The organism is Pseudomonas sp. yb_5, from assembly GCF_043103865.1.
GTDB classification, from domain to species: domain Bacteria; phylum Pseudomonadota; class Gammaproteobacteria; order Pseudomonadales; family Pseudomonadaceae; genus Aquipseudomonas; species Aquipseudomonas putida_Y.
Window position 1 is genome coordinate 1 of sequence record NZ_JBICKE010000002.1, and the last position, 22187, is coordinate 22187.

General features: G+C 60.1%; 17 protein-coding genes and 1 pseudogene. 6 read left to right on the forward strand and 12 right to left on the reverse strand.

Features of this window, described 5'->3' with window-relative positions:
* Nucleotides 1-238 precede the first annotated feature (238 nt).
* A pseudogene (locus ACF8GF_RS00140) lies at nt 239-354 on the reverse strand (single-stranded DNA-binding protein); the annotation flags it as partial.
* Nucleotides 355-560: 206 nt separating this feature from the next.
* Here ACF8GF_RS00140 and ACF8GF_RS00145 point away from each other — a divergent pair.
* From ACF8GF_RS00145 to ACF8GF_RS00155, 3 genes are all read left to right on the forward strand, one after another.
* Nucleotides 561-2777 (forward strand): TonB-dependent siderophore receptor, encoded by a 2217-nt coding sequence (locus tag ACF8GF_RS00145; RefSeq protein WP_392487490.1) that lies wholly within the window; start codon nt 561-563, stop codon nt 2775-2777.
* Nucleotides 2778-3212: 435 nt separating this feature from the next.
* On the forward strand, nt 3213-4421 hold the full coding sequence (locus ACF8GF_RS00150) for an MFS transporter (protein WP_176682306.1): 1209 nt from the start codon (nt 3213-3215) through the stop codon (nt 4419-4421).
* A gap of 153 nt (nt 4422-4574) precedes the next feature.
* A complete protein-coding gene (locus ACF8GF_RS00155; RefSeq protein WP_176682307.1) occupies nt 4575-5180 on the forward strand; it encodes a TetR/AcrR family transcriptional regulator in 606 nt (201 codons plus the stop codon).
* Nucleotides 5181-5242: 62 nt separating this feature from the next.
* Here ACF8GF_RS00155 and ACF8GF_RS00160 read toward each other — a convergent pair whose 3' ends face one another.
* Both ACF8GF_RS00160 and nhaA read right to left on the reverse strand, forming a co-directional pair.
* The gene (locus ACF8GF_RS00160) at nt 5243-6604 is read right to left on the reverse strand and encodes a chloride channel protein (protein ID WP_245355038.1); all 1362 of its coding nucleotides are present in this window, start codon (nt 6602-6604) and stop codon (nt 5243-5245) included.
* A 138-nt stretch (nt 6605-6742) separates the two neighbouring features.
* Entirely contained in the window at nt 6743-8104 is a 1362-nt protein-coding gene (gene nhaA, locus ACF8GF_RS00165; protein ID WP_176682308.1) for a Na+/H+ antiporter NhaA, read from the reverse strand.
* Between the two features lie 303 nt (nt 8105-8407).
* Here nhaA and ACF8GF_RS00170 point away from each other — a divergent pair, with 303 nt between their 5' ends.
* Complete coding sequence (locus ACF8GF_RS00170) at nt 8408-10381, forward strand: choline BCCT transporter BetT (RefSeq protein WP_176682493.1); 1974 nt, start codon at nt 8408-8410, stop codon at nt 10379-10381.
* Between the two features lie 27 nt (nt 10382-10408).
* Here ACF8GF_RS00170 and ACF8GF_RS00175 read toward each other — a convergent pair whose 3' ends face one another.
* The 7 genes from ACF8GF_RS00175 to ACF8GF_RS00205 all read right to left on the reverse strand — a co-directional run bounded on the left by ACF8GF_RS00175 (nt 10409) and on the right by ACF8GF_RS00205 (nt 17890).
* Nucleotides 10409-10825: a DUF1850 domain-containing protein gene (locus tag ACF8GF_RS00175; protein ID WP_209967007.1), complete on the reverse strand. Its 417-nt coding sequence runs from the start codon at nt 10823-10825 to the stop codon at nt 10409-10411.
* Nucleotides 10822-12849 carry a TRAP transporter permease gene (locus ACF8GF_RS00180; protein WP_392487491.1) on the reverse strand — a complete coding sequence of 676 codons (2028 nt, stop codon included), beginning with the start codon at nt 12847-12849 and terminating at the stop codon, nt 10822-10824. Before ACF8GF_RS00180 ends, ACF8GF_RS00175 begins: the two co-directional genes overlap by 4 nt.
* Nucleotides 12850-12876: 27 nt before the next feature.
* Nucleotides 12877-13827 (reverse strand): TAXI family TRAP transporter solute-binding subunit, encoded by a 951-nt coding sequence (locus ACF8GF_RS00185; protein WP_176682311.1) that lies wholly within the window; start codon nt 13825-13827, stop codon nt 12877-12879.
* A gap of 104 nt (nt 13828-13931) precedes the next feature.
* Nucleotides 13932-15386 carry a TrkH family potassium uptake protein gene (locus tag ACF8GF_RS00190; RefSeq protein ID WP_176682312.1) on the reverse strand — a complete coding sequence of 485 codons (1455 nt, stop codon included), beginning with the start codon at nt 15384-15386 and terminating at the stop codon, nt 13932-13934.
* A 429-nt stretch (nt 15387-15815) separates the two neighbouring features.
* The gene (locus tag ACF8GF_RS00195) at nt 15816-16457 is read right to left on the reverse strand and encodes a 3-oxoacid CoA-transferase subunit B (protein WP_176682313.1); all 642 of its coding nucleotides are present in this window, start codon (nt 16455-16457) and stop codon (nt 15816-15818) included.
* Between the two features lie 8 nt (nt 16458-16465).
* On the reverse strand, nt 16466-17161 hold the full coding sequence (locus tag ACF8GF_RS00200) for a 3-oxoacid CoA-transferase subunit A (protein ID WP_103469815.1): 696 nt from the start codon (nt 17159-17161) through the stop codon (nt 16466-16468).
* A 543-nt stretch (nt 17162-17704) separates the two neighbouring features.
* Complete coding sequence (locus ACF8GF_RS00205; protein ID WP_176682314.1) at nt 17705-17890, reverse strand: hypothetical protein; 186 nt, start codon at nt 17888-17890, stop codon at nt 17705-17707.
* A 729-nt stretch (nt 17891-18619) separates the two neighbouring features.
* Between ACF8GF_RS00205 and ACF8GF_RS00210 the strand changes: the two genes are divergently transcribed.
* Entirely contained in the window at nt 18620-18814 is a 195-nt protein-coding gene (locus ACF8GF_RS00210) for a hypothetical protein (protein ID WP_176682315.1), read from the forward strand.
* Nucleotides 18815-18944: 130 nt separating this feature from the next.
* On the opposite strand, the gene ACF8GF_RS00215 is transcribed toward ACF8GF_RS00210, so the two are convergent.
* Complete coding sequence (locus ACF8GF_RS00215) at nt 18945-19850, reverse strand: LysR family transcriptional regulator (protein WP_176682316.1); 906 nt, start codon at nt 19848-19850, stop codon at nt 18945-18947.
* Nucleotides 19851-19948: 98 nt separating this feature from the next.
* On the opposite strand from ACF8GF_RS00215, the gene ACF8GF_RS00220 reads away from it, so the two are divergent.
* Nucleotides 19949-20710 carry a TSUP family transporter gene (locus ACF8GF_RS00220; RefSeq protein ID WP_176682317.1) on the forward strand — a complete coding sequence of 254 codons (762 nt, stop codon included), beginning with the start codon at nt 19949-19951 and terminating at the stop codon, nt 20708-20710.
* Nucleotide 20711: 1 nt separating this feature from the next.
* Here ACF8GF_RS00220 and ACF8GF_RS00225 read toward each other — a convergent pair whose 3' ends face one another.
* Nucleotides 20712-22136, reverse strand: coding sequence for a diguanylate cyclase (locus ACF8GF_RS00225; RefSeq protein ID WP_392487492.1), 1425 nt, complete (start codon nt 22134-22136; stop codon nt 20712-20714).
* Nucleotides 22137-22187 lie beyond the last annotated feature (51 nt).

Consider the following 22187-nt stretch of genomic DNA (forward strand, 5'->3'; position numbering starts at 1 on the left):
AAACTCACAAGCTTCAAGCCTGCTCGAAACCTGTGGGAGCGGGCTTGCCCGCGAAGGGCCGCAAAGCGGCCCCAGTTAATGAGGATGAAACCTTAACTGACTGGCATTAGCCCTTGCGGCCCCCTTTATTGGGTTCAGGCCCGCCTGAGCGCCTGGTTCATCCCCCGCATCCCGGCCGTCCTGGCTGACTCACTTCGCGCAATGCTTGAAGATCATTGCCGTCGAGGTATGCCCCACTGCCCTCGATGTGGCATTGGGCGCCTTTGCGCAGAGACTCGCCGACGATCTCGGCGACCTTCCCGAGCAGCGATACGCGGCGCCACTGGTGTGCTCGACCTTCTCGCCTGAGCGCTTGAGCCTGAGTGGAGCAGTAGATCTCACGCGCTTTGGCAACTGTCGCCGCGGACGATGGAATCCCTTAACCCTCAAAGACCCCTGCTCCCAAGAGGGGCGATGGGGAAGGGCTGCCATCACAAAGATGATATTAATTATCACATGCGGATGATTTTCATGTAGATTCCTGCGCCAAGGATTTTTCATGAACAAGGAGTCAGCCCGCGATGCCCCCGTCGATCAACCCTTCCATGACACTCACTCTCGGCCTGTGTGCTTCCGTCTTCTGCCCGTTTTCGCTGGCTGAGGCAGAAACCAAATCCGAGGACAGTGTGCTGGAGCTTGGTTCCACTGATGTGGTCGCTACCAGCTTGGGTAGTACCACTGAGAACAGTGGCTCCTACACTACCGGGAGCATGAGCGCAGCCACGCGCTTGAATCTCTCGATCAAGGAAACACCCCAATCGGTCTCGGTGATATCCCGGCAGCAGCTGGACGATTTCCAGCTCAACACGCTGTCCGAGGCCATGGCCCATGTGACGGGGGTAACGGTTCAGCGAAATGACTCGGAGCGACCTGGCTACTACTCACGTGGTTACGCGATCAATAATTTCCAGATCGATGGAATGCTCAATACGTTCTCGGGGCTTAAGTCCGACTCGGATACCATCATCTACGATCGAATTGAGGTCGTTCGCGGAGCCACTGGGCTGACGACAGGCGCTGGTGATCCCTCGGGCACTATCGCGATGGTGCGCAAGCGGCCAACGCATGAGCTGGCGGTCAAGAGCGGTGTCAGTGGGGGCAGCTACGACAACTACTACACCTACCTGGATGTCGGCGGCCCATTAGGCTGGGAGGGGCGGCTGCGCGGTCGCACAGTGTTGGCGTATCGCGACAACAAGTCGTTCATGAATAAATATGCCACCCAGCGTGAGGTGGCGTATGGCGTGCTCGAAGCCGACCTGACCGACAGCACGGTCCTGGCGGTGGGATATGACTATCAGAACAAGCACGTCCAAGGTTCCTCATGGGGTACGGTGCCTTTCTGGAATGCCGATGGCAGTAAAGCCAATCTGCCACGCTCGACCAACCTCAGCGCCCCATGGTCTTCCTGGCCATTGAAAGACCAGACGGTATTCGCAACCCTTGATCAGCGCCTGGGTAACGACTGGCTGATGAAAGTGGCCTACACCCATCGGCAAACCGACAGTGACGGCAAGGTGTACTACGGAGGTAATGGTTTCCCGGAGGCTGATCGCAGTGGCATGCGGGCCTGGTACGCGCATTTTGGTGGGGAGGAGAAGATGGATGCGATCGACTTCAACCTCGCTGGCCCCTTCCAATTGATGGGGCGCAGTCATGACTTCATGATCGGCTACGGCGAGTCAGAACGGCGCAATAGTGAGCCATATCGCCTTGGTCTTCCAGTGCCCCAAGACTACAACAAGATTCCTGACTGGAAGTACATGGGGTCTATCCCCAAGTTCTATGACATCGATACCGGACTGGACAGTTCGCGCTCCTACACCCGTCAGAAAGCGGGTTACATCGCAACACGGCTGAACCCGACAGACCGCCTTCACTTCGTGGTTGGCAGCCGCTACGGCAGTTGGGAAACGGAGCGTCGGGAATGGGACTATGACGACGCCCTGAATGTCGCCGGTCAGTCCACTACCAAGCAGACGCAAAACGATCAGTGGACACCCTACGCCGGTGTGCTCTTTGACCTGAATGACCAGTTCACCGCCTATGTCAGTTATACCGACATTTTTAACCCGCAGACCGTGAGAGACGTCAACAAGCAGTACATCGAACCTATCGTTGGCAAAGTCTATGAGGTAGGTCTCAAGGGCAGTATGTTCGAAGAAAGGCTGAACCTGAGTACTGCCGTGTTCCGCAGTAAACAGGATAACGTGGCGGAACAGGATGACTCGGTGCCGCCCAATGGCAATGAAGTTTTCTACAAAAGTGGCGGTAAAGGTGTAGTCGTTGAAGGTTTCGAAGCTGAAGTCGCGGGCGAGGTGATGACCGATTGGCAGATGAGCCTGGGTTACAGCTACACCCATGCCGCCACAGCCGAGAAAAAGCGAAAGAATACCGAGCAGCCATTGAACCTTGTGCGCTTCTCCAGCACCTACAAGATGACCCCGGCATTGACCGTTGGGGCGAGCCTGGATTGGCAGAGCGACAACTTCAAAATGGCCAACCGCCCAGTGGGGCGCGATGGTGACAGGATCATCACTGCCAAAGACAAGATCGGCCAGAAGGCGTTCTCGGTGGTTGGGCTGATGGCACGCTATCAAATCGATGAACACCTGTCAGCGTCGGTTAACGTGAAGAATCTGTTCGATGAGCATTACTACAACAACGTTGGATTCTACAACGGCGTTTACCAAGGTGAGCCACGGACAATGATGGTCAGCCTGGACTGGAAGTTGTAAGGCTTTGGTGCCGCCGGGCGTGCCGCCTGATGCCTTTGCACGTAGGCGCCTGACAGGGCTCATGGAATGATGGGCCTTTCTCATCTCTACTCAATCGCTTGAAATTGGAACGGTACCATCGTTCCGCACTCCTTCCTCTAATGGGTGATGCAAACCAAGTCCCGGTGGGCTTGTTGCGCAGATTGCCCACCTTTTTGACCCGCGCCTCCTAAGCGCGGAGGGCATCGCCCACACTGTTCAACTCTCGCTCAACGGCGAACGACCGCTCGCGACACGCAAGGCGTCACAGGGCAGGGTGGCTGAATAAGGGCGTTCTCGGCGGATCATGAGGCTTTACATTCAGTGCGTATGATAATAAGGTTTTAATCATACGAGCTGCATGTAATTTACCTTGAGCGTGACTGCCCAAGGGCCTTTCGATAAGGAGAGTCGAGCGTGTTCAGTACCTACCGCGAGTTGTTCCAGGCCAGAGGCGCCAAGGGCTTCGCCTTGGCCGGCCTGCTGGCTCGGTTGCCGTTGCCGATGACCGGTATCGGGATCATCACCATGTTGTCGCAGATCACCGGCAGTTACGGCCTGGCCGGTGCGGTGGCGGCCACCTTCGTGCTGACCTATGCACTGATGTCGCCGCAGATCTCGCGCCTGGTCGACCGCCATGGCCAGGGCCGCTTATTGCCGGCCGCCGCCGGGCTCAGCGTGCTGGGCATCCTTCTGCTGTTGGCTTGCAGCTATTGGCAGTTGGCGGACTGGACCCTGTTCGTCGGGGCCGCGCTCGCCGGCTTCATGCCCAGCATGTCGGCGATGGTGCGCGCGCGCTGGACCGCGATTTACCGCGGCAAGGCGCAACTGAAGACAGCCTACTCGCTGGAAACCGTTCTTGACGAAGTCACCTTCATTGCTGGCCCGCCGATTTCGGTGGGGCTGAGCGTGGCGGTACTTCCGCAGGCCGGTACACTGGTTGCTGCCGTGTTCCTGGCCATCGGCGTGTTCGCCTTGGCGGTGCAGGTCGGCACCGAGCCGCCAGTAGAGGCCGATGCCGCCACCGGGCAAGACAGCATGTCGGTGTTCAGGCTGGCCGACGTTCGCCTGCTGACCTTGCTAATGGTTGCTATGGGCTTGATCGTCGGTACGGTCGACATCGTCAGCGTGGCATTCGCCGAGCAGATGGACATGCCGGCTGCGGCTAGCGTGGTGCTGTCCTGTTATGCCATCGGCTCCTGTGTCGCGGGGCTGGTGTTCGGTGTCCTGAAACTCGATACCCCGCTACACAAGCTGCTACTGCTGGGTGGGTTGGCGACTGCGGCGACAACCTTGCCGCTGCTGGTGGTGGGAAACATCATCGGGCTGGCCATCGCCGTGCTGGTCGCGGGCCTGTTCTTCGCCCCGACCATGATCGTGGCGATGTCGCTGGTAGAGCGCATCGTGCCCGAAAGCAAGCTGACCGAAGGGATGACCTGGTTGCTCGCCGGTCTCAACGTTGGAGTTGCCGGCGGTGCCGCAGCATCTGGGCAGGTGGTCGATGTGTGGGGTGCCCAGGCCGGATTCAACGTGGCCTTGGCCGCCGGGGCCGCAGTGTTGTTGGTCGCGCTTTGGGGCTACCAGCGCATGCGCGACCGAGCCCGACAGGCGTCGTATTCGCTTTGATCGGCTTCAGGGACCGCCAGGCTTGGGGGCTCGGTCACCGCGCGACGATACGACAGGCTTGTCAGTGCGCCTCGCGCCCAAGACAATGCGTGCAAGCGGTATGAATACTCGTATACGCCCGCCCTATGCTGCCAGAACACAAGGAATAGCTGGATGGTTCGCCGCACCCGCGCCGCAATGCAAGAAACCCGAGCCCTGTTACTGGCCACCGCCCGCCAGATGTTCACCGAGCAGGGGTTTGCGCACGCCTCGATGGATGATCTGACCGCCCGGGCGGGCTTGACGCGGGGGGCGTTGTACCACCACTTTGGCGACAAGAAGGGGTTGCTGGCAGCCGTCGTCGAGCAGCTCGACGCTGAAATGGACGAGCGCCTGCGTGCCATTACCGAGACCGCCGATAACGCTTTGGACGGCTTCCGCCAGCGCTGCCACGCCTACCTGGAGATGGCGCTGGAGCCCGAGATCCAGCGCATCGTGCTGCGCGACGCCAGAGCGGTGTTGGGTGGCGGCTCGCCTGAGGCCCAGCGGTATTGCATAGAGTCGCTGCGCCAGTTGATCGACAACCTGGTGCTACAGGGCGTTTTCGTCAACGCGCACGCTCAAGCGCTGGCTGCGTTGATCTACGGCAGCTTGGCTGAAGCGGCTGTGTGGATCGCGGAGGCCGAAGACGGCAATGCATGCTTGGCGCAGGCTGGCAAGGCGTTCGACCTGCTGTTGCTCGGGGTGCTAAAGCAGCCAACAGACTCTACGGAGGCGTGAATGCGCGCGACAGTTCCGCCCTGTTGGGAGCCCTGTCCCCCTCAGGGCAGGCTTGGTGCTGCTCAAGGTTTTTCAGTAGCGCTTGCTTGGCTAGGGGCGGGCTCTGTGGAAGAAGACGCGGCAGCATGAAGCTTGTCGGTAATCTGCTTGGCCAAGGCATGGTAAAGCGAGACCGGAGACACCCATCCAGAGATGGCCGCCGCCATCAGTGTCGATGCCAACATGGGAATGGCCAGGTCCGGGCTGTGTGTCAATTCAAGCACGATGACCGAGGCGGTCAGTGGCGAGCGTGTCACACCGGCCAGGTATGCGCCCATGCCGAGTAGTGCGCCTGCCTGGGGATCAACATCGGGCAGCAAGCTCAACAGGGGCGCAAAGGCGGCGCCGATGCTCAGCGAAGGCGAAAAGAGCCCGCCAGGAATCCCGGAAAGATAGGACGCGACGTTGGCCAGAAACTTCCAGAGGAGAAAGCTTGCGTCCGTGATCGGTTGCCCCTCCAGCAATGCTCGCGTTTCTTCGTACCCGGTGCCGAATACATGATTGCCAGAGACGAGCCCCAACGTGGCCAGCAACAAGCCACAGATGGCAGCAAAGCGCACTGGATAGCGTCCGCGTAATGCACAGACCTGGCCGAGTATGCCCTTGTCGGTGGGCAGCACAAGCTTGGCGTAAAAACCACCCAGCAGCCCGCCCAGGACTGCACAGGCAGGCACGACGCTCCAGCCCCAGCCCACCGGCATTCGACCGCTGATTTCTCCAAAATAGGCGTAATGCCCCATCAGCCCCAGCGTGACGACCCCACCGATCAGCACCGCAGTGAGCACCAGGCCGCTGAAACGTTGCTCGAACGTGCGGCTCAACTCCTCAATGGCAAAGACCACCCCCGCTAAAGGTGTATTGAAGGCTGCCGCAATACCCGCGGCGCCTCCGGCGAGCACCAGGCCAGCGATGGTGCGCCGGCCATGCAGGCCTAAACGTCGGCCAAAGGAATAGAGCACAGCGGCGCCGATGTGGACGGTCGGGCCTTCCCGGCCAACCGAACCGCCGACCAGCAGGGCGCCCAACGTCAGGCTCATGCGTGCTGCAGCCACAGGGAGCGAGAGTAATCGGGCGCGCAGCCGGCGAGAGGGCACTTCCAGGGCGGCTATGACTTGGGGAATGCCGCTACCCTTGGCATTTTCAAACCACCGTTGCGTCAGATAAGCCAGGAGCGCGAAACCAAGCGGAGTGATTAGAAGAGGTGACCAGGGTGCCCATTCCAGCAAACGCTTGAACGAAGCGAACGCCGCGTCGGCTAGCCAGGCGAATGCCAGCGCAACCAGCCCCACCAGCAACGCCCCGATCCAGAACGCCAGTCGCTGACGCCATTCTCGCCAGCGTGAACGGCGGGAGAGTGAAGGTGCAGGACGGGTAGGTTCGGGCATGGTCCACACATGGCTGACTTGGAAAGCCGTGAGTATGGCGTGTTTTCCCAGGCAGGCCTACCCGACACAGGTTGTAGTCGTGCCAGGCGTGGCGATCCGTTTGCTCACATGCAACGGATCGCCAGTGCCAGAATGTGGCTAGGTGGCCGAACTTGCTTTGGTAGCAGGTGCTGCCTTACGCATGCTCCACATCCCCCAGGTCAAACCCAGCACGGCCGCGATCAATGACGCGGATAGCACACCGAGTTTCGCAGCCCCGAGTGAGCCAGGGTCGACGAAAGCGAGGTTGGCGATGAAGATCGACATGGTGAAACCGATGCCGGCCAGCAGCCCGACCAGCATGATGCTACGCCAGTTGACCTCGGCGGGAAGCTCGCACCAGCCCAGGCGGACCATCAGCCAGCTAACGCTGACGATGCCCAAGGGCTTTCCTGCGACCAGGGCGACAGCGACGGCGATCATGACCCACTGGGGGCCTTCAGCGGACAGGTCGACACCCGAAAGGCTTACCCCGGCATTGGCCAAGGCAAACACGGGCATGATGCCGTAGGCTACCCAAGGGTGCAGGGTCCCTTGCATACGCACCACCGGCGGCAGCAGTTCGCGCTGGGCCAGGCGCAGCCGTTTCAAAGGATCAATGAGGTCGCTGGCATCTTGCTCAGGCGCCTTGGCGCGCCCCAGCAATTCGCCGGTGAAGCGGGTAATGGCATCCAGCGGGCGCTCACGCATGGGCATTGCGGTGACAGGTGTCATCAGGCCTAGCACAACACCTGCGAGAGTCGGGTGGGCGCCGGTCAACAAGATGCCCAGCCAGACGATCGCGCCAGGAATGACATAGGCGAAGGCTGAACCCACACCGATCTTCTGAAGCCCGATCACCATGAGCAGGCCGATCAGTGCAACGCCGAAACCGGTGTAATCAAGGCCGCCAGAATAGAAGAACGCGATGATCAGGACTGCGATGATGTCATCGATGATTGCCAGGGCGAGGAGGAACACACGTACATTGGACGGGATCGACTTGCCGAGCAGTGCCAGTACGCCCACCGCAAAGGCGATATCCGTCGCCGTTGGCACTGCCCAACCTTGTTGGTCTGCTGGCGCGTGACCAAAACTCAGGTAGAGGAGTGCGGGTACCGCTACGCCGCCGACAGCGGCTGCCATGGGAAGCGTGGCTTGGCGCAGGCTGGACAGTGCGCCCTCGTGGATCTCGCGGCGGATCTCCATGCCCACGACCAGGAAAAAGATGGTCATCAAGCCATCATTGATCCAGAAGTGCAGGGACTGCGAATAGACATGCGAGCCCACGCCGAATGTCAACGGCGTATGCCAAAGGGCTTCATAACTGTCGGCAGCCGGGGAGTTCGCCCAGATCAGTGCAGCGACTGCGGCAATCAACAGAACGATGCCGCTGACCGCTTCAATGTGCAAAAAGCGCTCAAGGTTGGCGAAGGCTCGCTCGGCCAGGTCTTGGGCGCGAGGTAATTCTTTTTTATGCATAGGCGCAGGTGCTCCCGCATGGCGGCCCGACCTGCGCTGTTCTTTAACCTGCCTCACTGCACCGTGCAGCTGGCACCCGTCCGCTAGTCTACCGAATAACCACTCTCAGATGAACAAAAAGCGCCAAACCATTCACTCCAAAGGCATGTCGGTTTGAGATTTTTTCCTGCAGACGTTAGGGTTTGTGGTTATTTCCGAGCACACGAGGCTTGGCAAACGGGAATTTATCCAACTGCTAGCCTTGGTAAAAGTCGTCGTGCTCAGGCACGCTGTGCTCATCGCCTTGCAAGGAGAACGGCCGCTATGACTGCAGCCCCCAAACCCAGGAGCACCCTCAATCCACCCGTTTTCTACACCAGTGCGATACTTATCTTTCTGCTGGTCTTGTACGCCACGGCATTTCAGGAGCACGCCCAGACGCTGTTCGAGCAAGTCCAGCGATGGATCATCACCAATGCCAGCTGGTTCTACATTCTTGTTGTAGCGCTGGTGTTGATCAGTGTGGTGTTTCTGGCTGTCAGCCGCTATGGCGACATCAAGCTAGGCCCTGACCACAGTGAGCCGGATTACCGCAAGAGCAGTTGGTTCGCCATGCTGTTCTCGGCGGGTATGGGGATTGGCCTCATGTTCTTCGGCGTGGCCGAACCGGTCATGCATTTCGCCACACCGCCCGTGGGCGATCCTGGCACCGTCGCTGCGGCACGGGAAGCCATGAAAATCACCTTTTTCCACTGGGGCCTGCATGCGTGGGCGATCTATGCCATCGTCGCGCTGATCCTGGCCTACTTCAGCTTCCGCAACGGCCTGCCGTTAACCTTGCGTTCGGCACTCTATCCGCTGATTGGTGAGCGAATCTATGGCCCTATAGGCCATGCCGTGGATGTCTTTGCCATCCTCGGCACGGTGTTCGGTGTGGCGACCTCGCTGGGTTACGGGGTATTGCAGATCAACAGCGGGTTTCATCATGTGTTCGGTTTGCCGGTAAACACTACCGTGCAAGTCATCCTCATCACCGCCACCTGCGCATTGGCGACGCTTTCAGTGGCCAGCGGCCTGGACAAAGGTATTCGCATCCTGTCCGAGCTCAACCTGAGCCTGGCGGTGATTCTGATGCTGTTCGTGCTGCTGCTTGGGCCTACGGTGTTCCTGCTGCAGACCTATGTACAGAATACCGGCGCTTACCTTTCGGATATCGTCAATAAAACCTTCAATCTCTACGCTTACGAGCCCACCGACTGGATCGGTGGCTGGACCTTGCTGTACTGGGGCTGGTGGTTGTCCTGGTCGCCCTTCGTGGGTTTGTTCATCGCACGTATTTCGCGAGGGCGGACCATCCGGGAATTCGTCTGCGGCGTATTGTTCGTACCGGCGGGTTTCACCTTGCTGTGGATGACGGTGTTCGGTGACTCGGCAATCCATATGATCCTCAACGATGGTGTAAAGGATCTGGCTACTGTGGTCAGTGAAGACAGTTCCCTCGCCTTGTTCGCTTTCCTGGAGCATTTCCCGTTCTCCAGCATCATTTCGTTGGTCGCGGTGCTTATGGTGGTCGTGTTCTTTGTGACCTCGGCGGACTCTGGTGCGCTGGTCGTGGATATGCTCGCCTCCTCCGGAAAAGGTCATTCACCCCTGTGGCAACGTATCTTCTGGTCAATCTGCATCGGCGCGGTCGCGATCGCGTTGCTGCTGGCGAACGGCCTCAAGGCGCTGCAGACCGCGACCATTGCGAGCGCTCTGCCGTTCGCGGTCATCTTGCTGGTTGCGATTTGGGGCTTGTTCAAGGCGCTGAGTCTTGATGCGACTCGCCGCGGGTTGCGCAATCAAGCGTTGCCAGGCCCACGCCATACCCGCCACCCACACGGCGGCTGGCAGCGGAGGCTGCGCAATATTGCATTGATGCCGCGCCGGGTTCATGTCACCCGCTTTATCGCCGAGGTGGTGAGGCCTGCCTGCGAAGAGGTCGCCCAGGAGTTGCGTAAGCAAGGCTACGAGGTGAGCGTGAATGAGCGCGATGATGGACGGGTATCCCTGGAGCTCTCCCATGCCGGTGAAGGGCGTTTCCTCTACGAGGTGCGGCCACGGGCCTTCAATACGCCAAGCTTCGTCATGCAGGACACCGAAGACGGTGGCGATGCGCGCAAGTATTTCCGTGCGGAAGTGCATCTGCGAGAAGGGGGCCAGGACTACGACATCATGGGGTGGAGCCGCGACGATGTGATTGGTGACATCCTGGATCAGTACGAACGCCACCTGCAATACTTGCACGTGGTGGGCTGAACTGGATTCGGTCCTGCCCTGGCGCAGTCAGGGCAGGGCGGTTCGCCTGCTGTCCAAAGGCGGATTTTCGCAGGCCCAGAAGTCTACTGCAGCAATGCGTTCGCTCGGCGGTCCTAACCAATGGGACAGCGGCTGGCACCCGGTTGTCGTGCAGACCTGATAGTCGCCAGCCTCGGGCGTTCGCCCGGCATGCAAGGGCTGCAGCGGTGGTAGATGACGACGATAGTGCCAAGTGCCGTCGCGCAGTTGAGCGTCGTCCGGAATCTCCATGCCGGCCCCGCTGCCTTTGACCCGTGCCTCTACCAGTACCAGGCCAGCCGGGGTCACTTGATAATCCTCTTCCCAGCGGACCTTTTCGATACTGTGCTGCCACGCGAGGGTAAACTCGTTCAGTGGCAGGCTGACCCAGACCACACCGGCCAGCCCAACGCAAAGGCTGATCATGCGGGGTGTCCAGAAGCCGGTCGGCTTCGCCAGTAGTGCCAACCCAGCACTGCCGCACCCAAAACAAAACCGACCTCATCGCTGATGGGCAGGGCGAGTATCAATGACACGCCAGCAGTGAACGCCAGCAGGCGCTCCCACCAGGGCATGGGGGCACGCAAATGCCCGATCGACGCACACCCCCAAAGGGCAACCGCGAACGCCGCCTTGATCACCATGTACAGCGTGCTGCCCATGCCTTCACCTTGCATCATCAACGCCGGGTCATAGACTGCCATGAAGGGTACAACGAAACCGGCCAAGGCAATGCGCACCGCCCAGAAACTGATCAACAGGCCTTTTTCCTTGGCAATCGGGGCAGCTGCAAAGCACGCCAATGCCACGGGCGGCGTCAGGTCGGCCAGGATGCCGAAATAGAACACGAACATGTGCGAGACGATCAGCGGGACCCCGAGTTCCAACAGGGCCGGGGCAGCAATGGAGCTGGTGATGATGTAGTTGGGGATGGTCGGAATGCCCATACCCAGTACCAGGCAGGTGAGCATGGTCAACACCAGCGAAAGGAACAGGTTGTCGCGTCCCAGGTCAAGAATGTATCCGGCAAAGGTGGTGGCCAGGCCGGTCAGCGAGATGACGCCGATAATGACACCGACCAGCGCACAGGCAATACCCACCGGTACCGCATGACGGGCACCCTCCGCGAGGGCCATGACGCATGCGTGCAGGGTGGCGCGGCCGCCCTGGACGAAGCAGCACGCAATGGCCAGGCCGGCAATGACCATCAGGATCACCCCGATCCCCATGCGGAAAAAACCTGAACACAGTATCCCGAGTGCAACCCAGAAAGCCGCGCGCAGCCAGGTTTTTTGAGCGCGCAGGATGATGGCCGAGCCAAGGATGACGATGGCGGTCAGGGCCAGGCCGACCATTCCCGAGTACAAAGGTGTTCGCCCGGAAAACAACAGCGCGACCAAGACCATCAGCGGTACGAGCAGGAACCAGCGTTGTCGCAACGCATCCCAGGCACTCGGGCACTGTTCGCGCGGCAAACCATGCAGATGGCTGCGCCGAGCCTCCAGGTGGACCATCCAGTAGACCGAGCCGAAGTACAGCAACGCTGGGATGAGCGCGGCTTTCGCCACCTCGGCGTAGGGCACGTTGATCGTCTCGGCCATGATGAACGCCACAGCGCCCATCACCGGCGGCATCAGCTGGCTGCCCATGCTGGAGGTCGCCTCGACGCCACCGGCAAATGCAGGTTTGTAGCCGAAGCGCTTCATCAGCGGAATGGTGAACTGTCCGGTGGTGACGACGTTGGCCACCCCCGAGCCGGTAATGGTACCCATCAGTGCCGAGGAGAACACCGACACTTTGGCCGGCCCCCCGCTGCGATGGCCGAACAGCCCCATGGCGAAATCTGTGAACAGACGAATCATGCCCGCTTGCTCAAGAAATGCGCCGAACAGGATGAACAGGTAAATGTAGGTGGCTGAGACATAGGTCGGTGTGCCATACAGCCCCTCGGTGCCGAAGGCCAACTGATTGACGATCTGATCGAGGCCGTAGCCTCGATGCGCCAGTTCGCCTGGCAAGTGTTGGCCAAGCAACCCATAGGCCAGAAACAGGGCGCAAATGATGGGCAACGCTATGCCCATGACGCGCCGCGCGGCTTCAAAGACCAAACCAATAAGCAACATACCCACGATCAGGTCACTGGTGGTCAGTTCGCCGGAGCGTTGAATCAGATCCCCTTCGAAGTACCACTGGTATGCGGCCGTCGCCATTCCCGCAAGACCCAGCAGCCAGGCAAGAGGTTGCCAGGGCCGATGGTGGCCAACGCATGCATAGCTCAGGTACACCACCAGCAACAGGAACCCCACGTGTATTGCACGCAGTACTTGGGTGGAAATCAGGGGGAAGGCCGCTGTGGCGATCTGGAATACCGAAAAGACCAGCGCCACGGCAAAAAGCGCGGCAGGCCAGCGATCGGTGCTGGCGTGAAGACCTTGCGCGGTATCATTCATACGCTGCTCCATGGCTCGAGGATGTCATCAGGGGAGCAGGTTTTTCTCCTTGAAGTACCTCTCTGCTCCTGGATGCAGCGGAATGGGCAGGTTCTTGGCGGCATTTTCTGCCTGGATATCTTTCGCTGCAGCGTGGGCCGTGACCAGGCGTGGAAGGTTCTCGAATATCAGCTTGGTCATCTGATAGGCCAGGTCATCGCCGATATCGGCGCGGGTGACGAGGATGTTGTTGATGGCCGCCGTTGATACGTCCGCACTCTGACCATCATAGGTGTTGGCAGGAATGGTGGCGGGTTGGTAGGCGTTGTTGCCAATGCGGGTCACGACGTCGGCAGGGATAGGCACGAACACTACCGGCAAGGTCGCGGCCAGGTCCCGGATAGCTGCTTGACCGAGCCCTGAGGATTGCAGCGTGGCGTCAAGCTGACGGTTCTTGATCAGTTCGACGGACTCCGCATAGGGCAGGTATTCAACTTTTCCCATGTCCTGGTAGGTAAGCCCTGCGGCTTTGAAGATGGCGCGGGCATTCAGCTCGGTGCCGGACTTGGGTGCCCCAACCGAGATACGCTTGCCTTTGAGGTCTGACAGGGAGGTGATCCCCGACTCCTTGCTGGCGACGATCTGGATGTAGTTCGGGTAGGTGCCGGCGATGGCGCGGAGTTTCTTCAAGGGCGTTTTGAATCCAGCCTCTGCATCGCCCTTCCAGGCATCTGACACCGAATCCCCCAGCGCGAATGCCAACTCCCCTCGACCGGCTTGCAACAGGTTGAGATTCTCTACCGAGGCCTTGGTGGCTTGCACCGTGGTCTTGCTGCCTTCGATGCCGTGGCTGTAGATCTGTGAAATGCCTACGCCTACCGGGTAATAGACACCACTGGTACCGCCTGTGAGGATGTTGATGAAGGTCGGTGCGGCCTGGGCAGCCGCGCAGACCGTAAACAAGGTGCTGGCCAATGCCAGGCGAAGGGCTCGGTTCATGGCGTCGTTCTCCGCTTGTTGTTGTTATTCCTGCGCCAGTAAACCTAGAACGAATATGCAGTCCCTGCCCAATTTTATGGCTGATTGGCCGGATGACCTCCGCCTTAGAATCGCCAGAAGACTGGCGAGACCAGTACCAGTACGGTGAGGATTTCGAGCCGTCCAAGCAGCATGCCGATGGTCAGTAACCATTTCGCTGCGTCCGGCAAGGAGGCGAAATTACCTGCAGGACCGATAAGTGTGCCCAGGCCCGGGCCGACGTTGCATACGGCGGTGGCAGCCCCACTCAACGCCGTCATCCAGTCGAGCCCTATCAGAGAGAGGCCAAGGGCGATGATCGCGATGGTGACGGAGAAGAAGAACGAGAACGTCAGCAATGAGCGAACGATCTCTTCATCGATGGGGTGCCCATTGTATTTCTTCGAGATCGTTGCCCGTGGATGGATCAACTGTTTCAGGCTGCTGACAAGCAAGGCAGCGGCCACCTGGAAACGGAATATTTTCAAACCGCCGGCGGTAGAGCCCGAGCACCCGCCGATGAACGTCAGGTAAAAGAACAGCATGATGGCGAAGCTGCCCCAGAGCGTGTAATCACCCACGGCAACGCCCGTGGTGGTCACCACCGAGGTCACATTGACCGCAACGATACGAAACGCATCCCACCAGGCCAGATCGCTGTGCCAGCAGAGCCAGGTTCCGACCGTGAGCCAGACGAAGGCGAGAAAGCCAATGAAACCGCGAACCTGATGGTCCTTGAGCAGGATGCGTCGATGGCCCCGCAGCGTGGCGACATACAGCGTGAAGGGCAGGCTGCCGAGTATCATGATGACCACGGCTACCCAATGCACCGCAGGCTGTCTCCAATGACCCAGAGAGGCATCCGAGGTAGAGAAACCACCGGTTGAAACCAGCGACATCGAATGATTGATGGCTTCGAACGGGGTCATGCCGGCAGCCCACAACGCGCATGTCCCCAATGCTGTCAGGCCCAGGTAGACCAGCAGGATCATCTTGGCTGCCACATGCGAACGCGGCGTCACTTTGTCAGACCAATCCGAAGACTCGGTCTGGAACAGGCGCATGCCGCCCACGCGCAGCAGTGGCAGGATCGCCACGGCCATGCCGATAAAACCAATGCCTCCCAGCCAGTGCAGCAGGGAACGCCATATCAGCAGCCCCGGTGATGCACTGTCCAGGCCGGTCAGCACGGTCGAGCCGGTGGTGGTGATTCCCGACATGGTCTCGAAGAACGCATCCGTGTAACTGATGTGTCGAATGAACACCATTGGCAGCGCCGCGAATGCGCACACGATGACCCAGCTTGCCGTCGTGAGCAGATACATATCCCTGGTCCGCAGTTGCGGTGTGTCGGGGACGCCGCGGGCTACCATGAGCAGGCCGGCACACAGAACGATCAGGCTCGACCAGACGAATGCACCGAGGTCGTCGCTGCGGTCGTACACCAGCAGCGTCAGCATCGGAATCACCATGCTGACGGCCAACGTGATCAGGAATACACCAATAATGAAGGCAATGAAACGCAATGCAGGAAGCGGCATTGAGGGAGCTCGTTGGGACAATGCCGGCAGTATTGCCTGCTCTACGGTAATGTCGAGTAAAAAAGGCGTAAAGTCGTGGCCGGCAGTTTTTTACGCCGCTATCTGGCTCCCGCTCGATAGCTCATTGGGTTGACCTCTCCGAGAGTTCTCGTCTATCGGCTCCGAAGCGGTTGGAAAGGCGGCCTCAAGCACCGCGTGCTCCCTGCTCGCGGCGCTTGTGCGGCACTATCGATAATGCCGCAGAGGGCATGGAAAGCCCTAGGCTCTGTACGAAAAGCCTTGATACTTGTTCATGCTGCGTTGAAAACAGCCTCGGAATGCTCATGTACTCCAGTACAGTCGGGCGCGACCCCGGCCGTTCCTCGGCTGTTTTCGCCTTGCCTGACCTGCGTCTCAAGACTTTTCGTACAGAGCCTAAGGCTTCCTGGATCACTTGATCAGCGACACACCACTGAGCTTCTGCAGCTCGTCAAAATCGATGTCCGCGCAGATCTCGATCACTTTCAGTCCTTCAGGTGTCACTTCCAGTACGGCCAGGTCGGTGTAGATGCGGCTGACGCAAGCAATGCCGGTCAGCGGGTAGGTGCACTCGGGCACCAGCTTGCTTTCGCCGGTCTTGGTCAGGTGGTCCATCATCACGAACACCTGGCGGGCGCCGGTGGCCAGGTCCATTGCGCCGCCTACGGCCGGGATCGAACCTTCGGCACCGGTGTGCCAGTTGGCCAGGTCGCCCTTTACCGACACCTGGAAGGCGCCTAGTACAGCGATGTCCAGGTGGCCGCCACGCATCATCGAGAACGAATCGGCATGGTGGAAGAAAGCACCACCGGTCAGCAGGGTGACGTGCTGCTTGCCGGCGTTGATCAGGTCATCGTCTTCTTCGCCCGGTGCAGGGCTTGGGCCCATGCCCAGCAGGCCATTCTCGCTGTGCAGGAACACTTCCTTGTCGCCCAGGTAGTTGGCCACCAGGGTCGGTGCGCCGATGCCCAGGTTTACATAAGCGCCTTCCTGGATGTCTGCGGCCACGCGTTGGGCCATCTCGGTGCGGGAGAGCTTTTTGGTGATGGTCATGGCAGGCCTCAGACAGCTTTGGCAATCGAAGAAACGGCAGCACCGGTGACGGCGACCACACGCTGGACGAAGATACCCGGGGTGATGATGTGTTCCGGGTCCAGTTCACCAAGTTCGACGACTTGGTCGACCTGGGCAATGGCGGTCTTGGCGGCCATGGCCATGATCGGGCCGAAGTTGCGGGCGGCCTTGCGGTAGGTCAGGTTGCCCCAACGGTCACCCTTGTGCGCCTTGATCAGTGCGAAGTCGGCGTGCAACGGCATTTCCAGCACGTACATGCGGCCGTCGATCTCACGGGTTTCCTTGCCCTCGGCCAGCAGGGTGCCGTAGCCGGTCGGTGAGAAGAACGCACCGATGCCGGAGCCTGCGGCGCGGATACGCTCGGCCAGGTTGCCCTGCGGCACCACTTCCAGCTCGATCTTGCCGGCCCGGTACAGCTCGTCGAACACGTAGGAGTCGGACTGGCGCGGGAACGAGCAGACCACCTTGCGCACGCTGCCTGCCATGAGCAGGGCGGCCAGGCCGATCTCGCCGTTGCCGGCGTTGTTGCTGATGATGGTCAGGTCGCGGGCACCGGTGGCAATGAGGCCATCGATCAGCTCGGACGGCATGCCAGCCGTGCCGAAGCCACCGACCATGATGGTCGAACCGTCGGTGATCCCTTCCACCGCGCTGGCGATGGACTCGTACGTTTTATTGATCAAGGCGAGCTCCTGGTTGTTCCTGGAGTTGTGGTTGTCGGGCTGGCCGGAGCGCGTGAAGCGATGGGGCCTGTCAGCACGTGATATGGCTTGCTGACTTTCGCTATAGCGTGCCGCAAGATAGGGCAACAGTAGAGAGGGTTTGGCTGAATTTGTGCGATTATCGAACTGTTGTGCGATCTGCGAGCAGTACTGGAGGCTGCTGCACCCGAGTAGTGGGAGCACCTGACCGACCTGGCCGAGCAAGTTGCAGAAGCTGCTGGGGCAGTTCGAAGTCAGCGATGATGGCGAACAAGGCGTCGCTGCCAGAGTAAAGCGCCGCACGGTAAAGCTGTTGTGGCCATGCAGGCTGAAATACCCACCTGCAATGTGACCTGCCGGCCACCTTCCTCAATTACCTGGGGCGATGCGGGTCGCTGGCCGGGCTTGGGGTACGGGCGCGCAACGTGATGGCGCGCTCCAACTACCGGACAGATATAGATGAGAACCGCTTGATTCTGAGATGGGTAGGCCTGAGCTGTGGAGCATGACAGTGGCTCTTGCAGGTCACTGCAAAGTGTCGGGCTTCAGGCTATCCGGCAATTGCCGGATGGCCTCCTCAAGCCGCGCGATCGGCCCAGCGAGTTGATCCGCTTCCTTGTCCTTGCCTTCACCTCTCAGGCGCTCACGCGCAACGCGCAGGTCTAGCAGATTTTTCTGCAACTTCAGTGCAGAGGTTTTGAACGAGTCCATGCTTTTCTCACGCTGTAGGCTTCCGTGCCGTTGTAGGAAAAATGGACCGTAGCAGCTCGAATTTGCCTGAGAAACTGATGTTTCATACAGGCAAGACTCATTGCCACGCCATTTCCTACAGATTGCGGTAAACAATCCTACAAACCGTGTTTCAGATCGTGTCCTCCCAGGCAAGCTCAATCTACCGTATTGGCTGGGCTCAAGAGCTTTCGAGGGGCAGCGTACCCGGCGCAGGTACTGCGCAAGCCTGGAGGCGTGTTTAGAAACTTCGTGTATCAATTGCCGGTCCGCGAGCGACACGTGGTCAGCGTCAACCACTGCGGCTGAATCCAGCCCGGCGGCATCCGCGCATCGCATCTGATCCGCTTTTTTTCCATAAACCTGAATCTGTAACCGTATCAGCCCAAGCTCGACAATGTGCCCATTCCCGCATCACAACTGTAGAGGTTCCAATGGGCAAGCTGGCGCTGTTCCTGGGTGGTTTTCTGCTGCTGACCATTCTGATTGGTATTCTTGGCACCATTCCACCAAGCTGAGTTCAACTGCTTTTTCCCTGCGCGGCCCGTCCACTTCAAGCGACGGGCCCACGCTATTGGCAAATGGCCGGTAGTCTTCCTCGTTGCACTGCTGGATCAGCGGTAGGTGCAAGTCATTCTCAAGTGCAAAAGCCTCGTGTAGTCTCCCGCCGCCGCTTATTCGGCGGTATTTTGCCTTGGAGTCGATAGATTGATGGAATGCAAGAAAGGCACTTCAGCCATGCTGGAGTGGCGTAGGCGTTATCTCGCCGAAGGCCAGCTTGATGAGCCGGGCTATGATCAGGCACTGCGCAATGCCGAGGCGCTTGAGCAAGCCGGGTCAATCAGTACGCAGGAGTGGATCGAGCTGGTCAAGCTGGCCAATTCGGCATTGCTGCTTGTGCGATAAGTCGTTCTTTACGCTGGGAAATCTGTCCACAAAAAACGTGGGTAGGTCTGTGGATAAAGTGCTGTAAGCCAGATCCGCGGCGGGCTCTGTTAAATTGAGCAGAAATTGAACAGTCGTTTCATGGTCTGTTTCAGAGGGGCGAGTCGGCTTGGCGTAGGGCTACCAGCAAGTCACGTACCCGCGCCGGCAACTCGCCGGCAGGGTATACAGCATGCATCTGTGGGTCCTGGCCGCTGCTGGACGTCAGGCGGTACTGCGGACACACTCGGACCAGGCGGCCGACCTTGACCTGTGCTTCGCCGACCCAGGCGGCGAGGCGGGCAATGCCGGCGCCGGCCAGGGTGCTGTGGTAGACAGCGCTTCCTGAGCCCAGGCGGAGCCTGGGCCTGGGGCGCAGGCTGGTGATCTGGCCATCGTGGCAGAAGTGCCAGGCCTTGAGGATGCGTGGCGCGGTATGCAGGATCAAGGTGTGTCCATTCAGGTCTTCCGGGTGTTGCGGTGTGCCAGCCAGGGCCAGATATGCCGGGCTGGCATACAGGTGGCGCTGGTAGGGCCAAAGCGGGTAGCCGATCAGTTCGCTCGATTGCGGGAATGCACCGCGCACCACGAAGTCGAATTTACCTTGCAGCGGGTCAAGGGCTTCGTCGCTGTACTGGACGTCCAGCGTCACTTGGGGGTAGCGGCGGGAAAACTCGGCAAGCACTTGCGGTAGTACATGCTCTCCCAGCAGTTGCGGCGCGGCAAAGCGAATCCAGCCTTGGGCGCTGCCGCTGAGCGCGGCCAGTTCGTCGGCGGCATCGCGTTGCACATCCAGCAAGCGTTCGGCATGCGGCAGCAAGCGCTCGCCGGCCTCGGTCAGGGTTACGGCGTTGGCGTTGCGGTTGAGTAGTTTGCTTCCCGTATTGTCTTCCAGGGTTTGTACAGCACGTGTAACTGTGCTGGGTGAGCGCCCCAGCGCGCGGGCGGCAGCAACGAAGCTGCGCTTGTGTGCGACGCTGACGAACGCCTGGATTTCCCGCAGCATGTCCAATGCCATTGCCTGCTCCTTGTTGCAGTTATTGCAATATGGCATTTCAACACAAGCGCGCCACTTTGATTAGCCTTGCAGGCGTCTTCACTGCCTGGAACCGCGTCATGATGGATATTGCTGTGCTTTCTGTGTTCGCCTTCGCCGCTGGGTTGATCGACGCCGCGGTGGGTGGTGGCGGGCTGATCCAGATCCCGGCGTTGTTCAACGTGTTGCCCACCGCGCAACCAGCGGCATTGCTCGGCAGCAACAAGCTGGCGTCCGTGTTCGGCACGGCTTTCGCGGCCCGCTCGTTCATCCGTAAAGTGACGCTGGATTGGGGGTTGATCGTACCGGCGGCACTCAGTGCCTTTGTCATGTCGTTCGCGGGGGCCGCCACGGTGTCGCTGGTACCCCCCAGTGTCATGCGCCCGGCAGTGCTGGTGCTGATCGTGCTGATGGCTATCTACACCTTCTGCAAGAAGGACTTCGGCACCTTGCACAAACCTGCGCAGATCGGCCGCAAGGAGCAATGCCTGGCAGTGCTGATCGGCGGCGCTATCGGCTTCTACGATGGCCTGTTCGGCCCCGGCACCGGTAGCTTTCTGATCTTCCTGTTCATCCGCTTCTTTGCCCTGGACTTTCTGCACGCTTCGGCTTCGGCCAAGGTGGTAAACATTGCCACCAACCTGGCGGCGCTGGTGTTCTTCGTGCCGACCGGCAACGTGCTGTACGCCATCGCCTTGCCCATGGCGGTGTGTAACATTCTCGGCGCGCTGACCGGTACCTGGCTGGCGGTACGCAAGGGGGCCGGTTTTGTCCGCGGGCTGTTCCTGGTGCTGTTGTGTGTGCTGATCGCCAAGCTGTCGTGGGACCTGCTGATCGGCTAGTTCAGATCACCAGGCGCTGTGCTTGGGCCTGTTCGACGCGGTTGCGGCCCCGAGCCTTGGCCCGGTACAGAGCCTGGTCGGCACTCGCCAGCAGTTCATCCAGGCTGGGGGCCGGCATGTCTGCGTCGCAGCCTGCCACACCGATACTCACGGTAATCTGCAGGCGCTGGTCGGTCTGCACCACGTGCAGGTCCTGTATGGCGCGGCGCAGGCGTTCGGCGGTGAAGGTGGCCCGCTCTGGCGCAAGTCCCGGCAGCATGACAACGAATTCTTCGCCGCCCAGGCGTGCTAACAGTTCGTCGTTGTGCAACTGGTCCTGCAGGGTGCCGGCGAATTGGCGTAGCACCTGATCACCCACTGCATGGCCGTGGGCATCGTTGATCGACTTGAAGTGATCGACGTCCAGCATCATCAGGGTCAGTGGCAGCGCCTGGGCGTGCTGTTGGCGGCTCTCCAGCAGCGCGTTGGCGCGGCGTGTGAAGGCGCTGCGGGTGAGCACGCCGGTGAGGTGATCGACGGTGGCCTGGTGCGCCAGACGGGCCATGAGGCTACGGTTGGCCTGGCTGACGCAGGCCACCACCAACGGCCCGAGCACCAGCATGGCGATGCCCAGGCGCGCCGACATCAGCGTGGTAACCCCAGGCTCGCTCTGCGGCACGCTGAAGTGCATGAGGTTTTGCGCCACGGCCACGATCAGCGTACTGCCGGCCGTGAGTGTCAGCAGTGACACCAGGAACGGTGAGTAGGTCCAGGCACACCACAGTAACGCGGCAATCGGGAAAGCAATGGCACCCGGGCCACCAAAGGCGATGCTGAATGCCAGCGAGGCCAGCAGCACCAGCAACGGCGCCAGGCGGATGGGTTGCGCGCCGCCACGCATCAAGGCCCGTACCGAGGGCGCAGTGAGCAGCACTGGCAGCACCAGCACGCCGGTCGAGAACTGTTCGCTGAACCAGGCTAGCCAGGTGGCGCGCAACGACTGTTGGAACCACGGTGCGGCCATTGCCGCTGCCATGCTGGCCGCTACCACGGCAGCGGCGGCGCAGGCGGCGAACACGCGGAGTACGCCGTGCGGGCTGCGCATGCGCCGGTGCATGCGTGGCAAGCGCGACAGCAGTTGCCAGAGGGTGACCACCACACCAAGATTGCACAGGTTGAACCACAGCGCCGGCACCCAGGCACTGCCACACAGCAGGTCGGCGCCGACCATGGCCAGCCACACCAGGCTAAAGCCGGTAAACGTGGCTTGACGGGGATAGCGCAGGAGTATGCCGGCCAGTACCGCATTCACTGGCCAAAACAGCGACAGCGATTCGATCGGGCGTGCCAGGATGCCGCCCAGGGTGAGGGCAAAGGTCACGCCAAGTACAACGATATAAGGCAACACGCGCGATTGGGCTGGAAAAACCATGAACTCGACCGGCAAGCGGAAACGAAATCCAGGACAACGCGATGGAGCACCTGGGGCAATTACCCG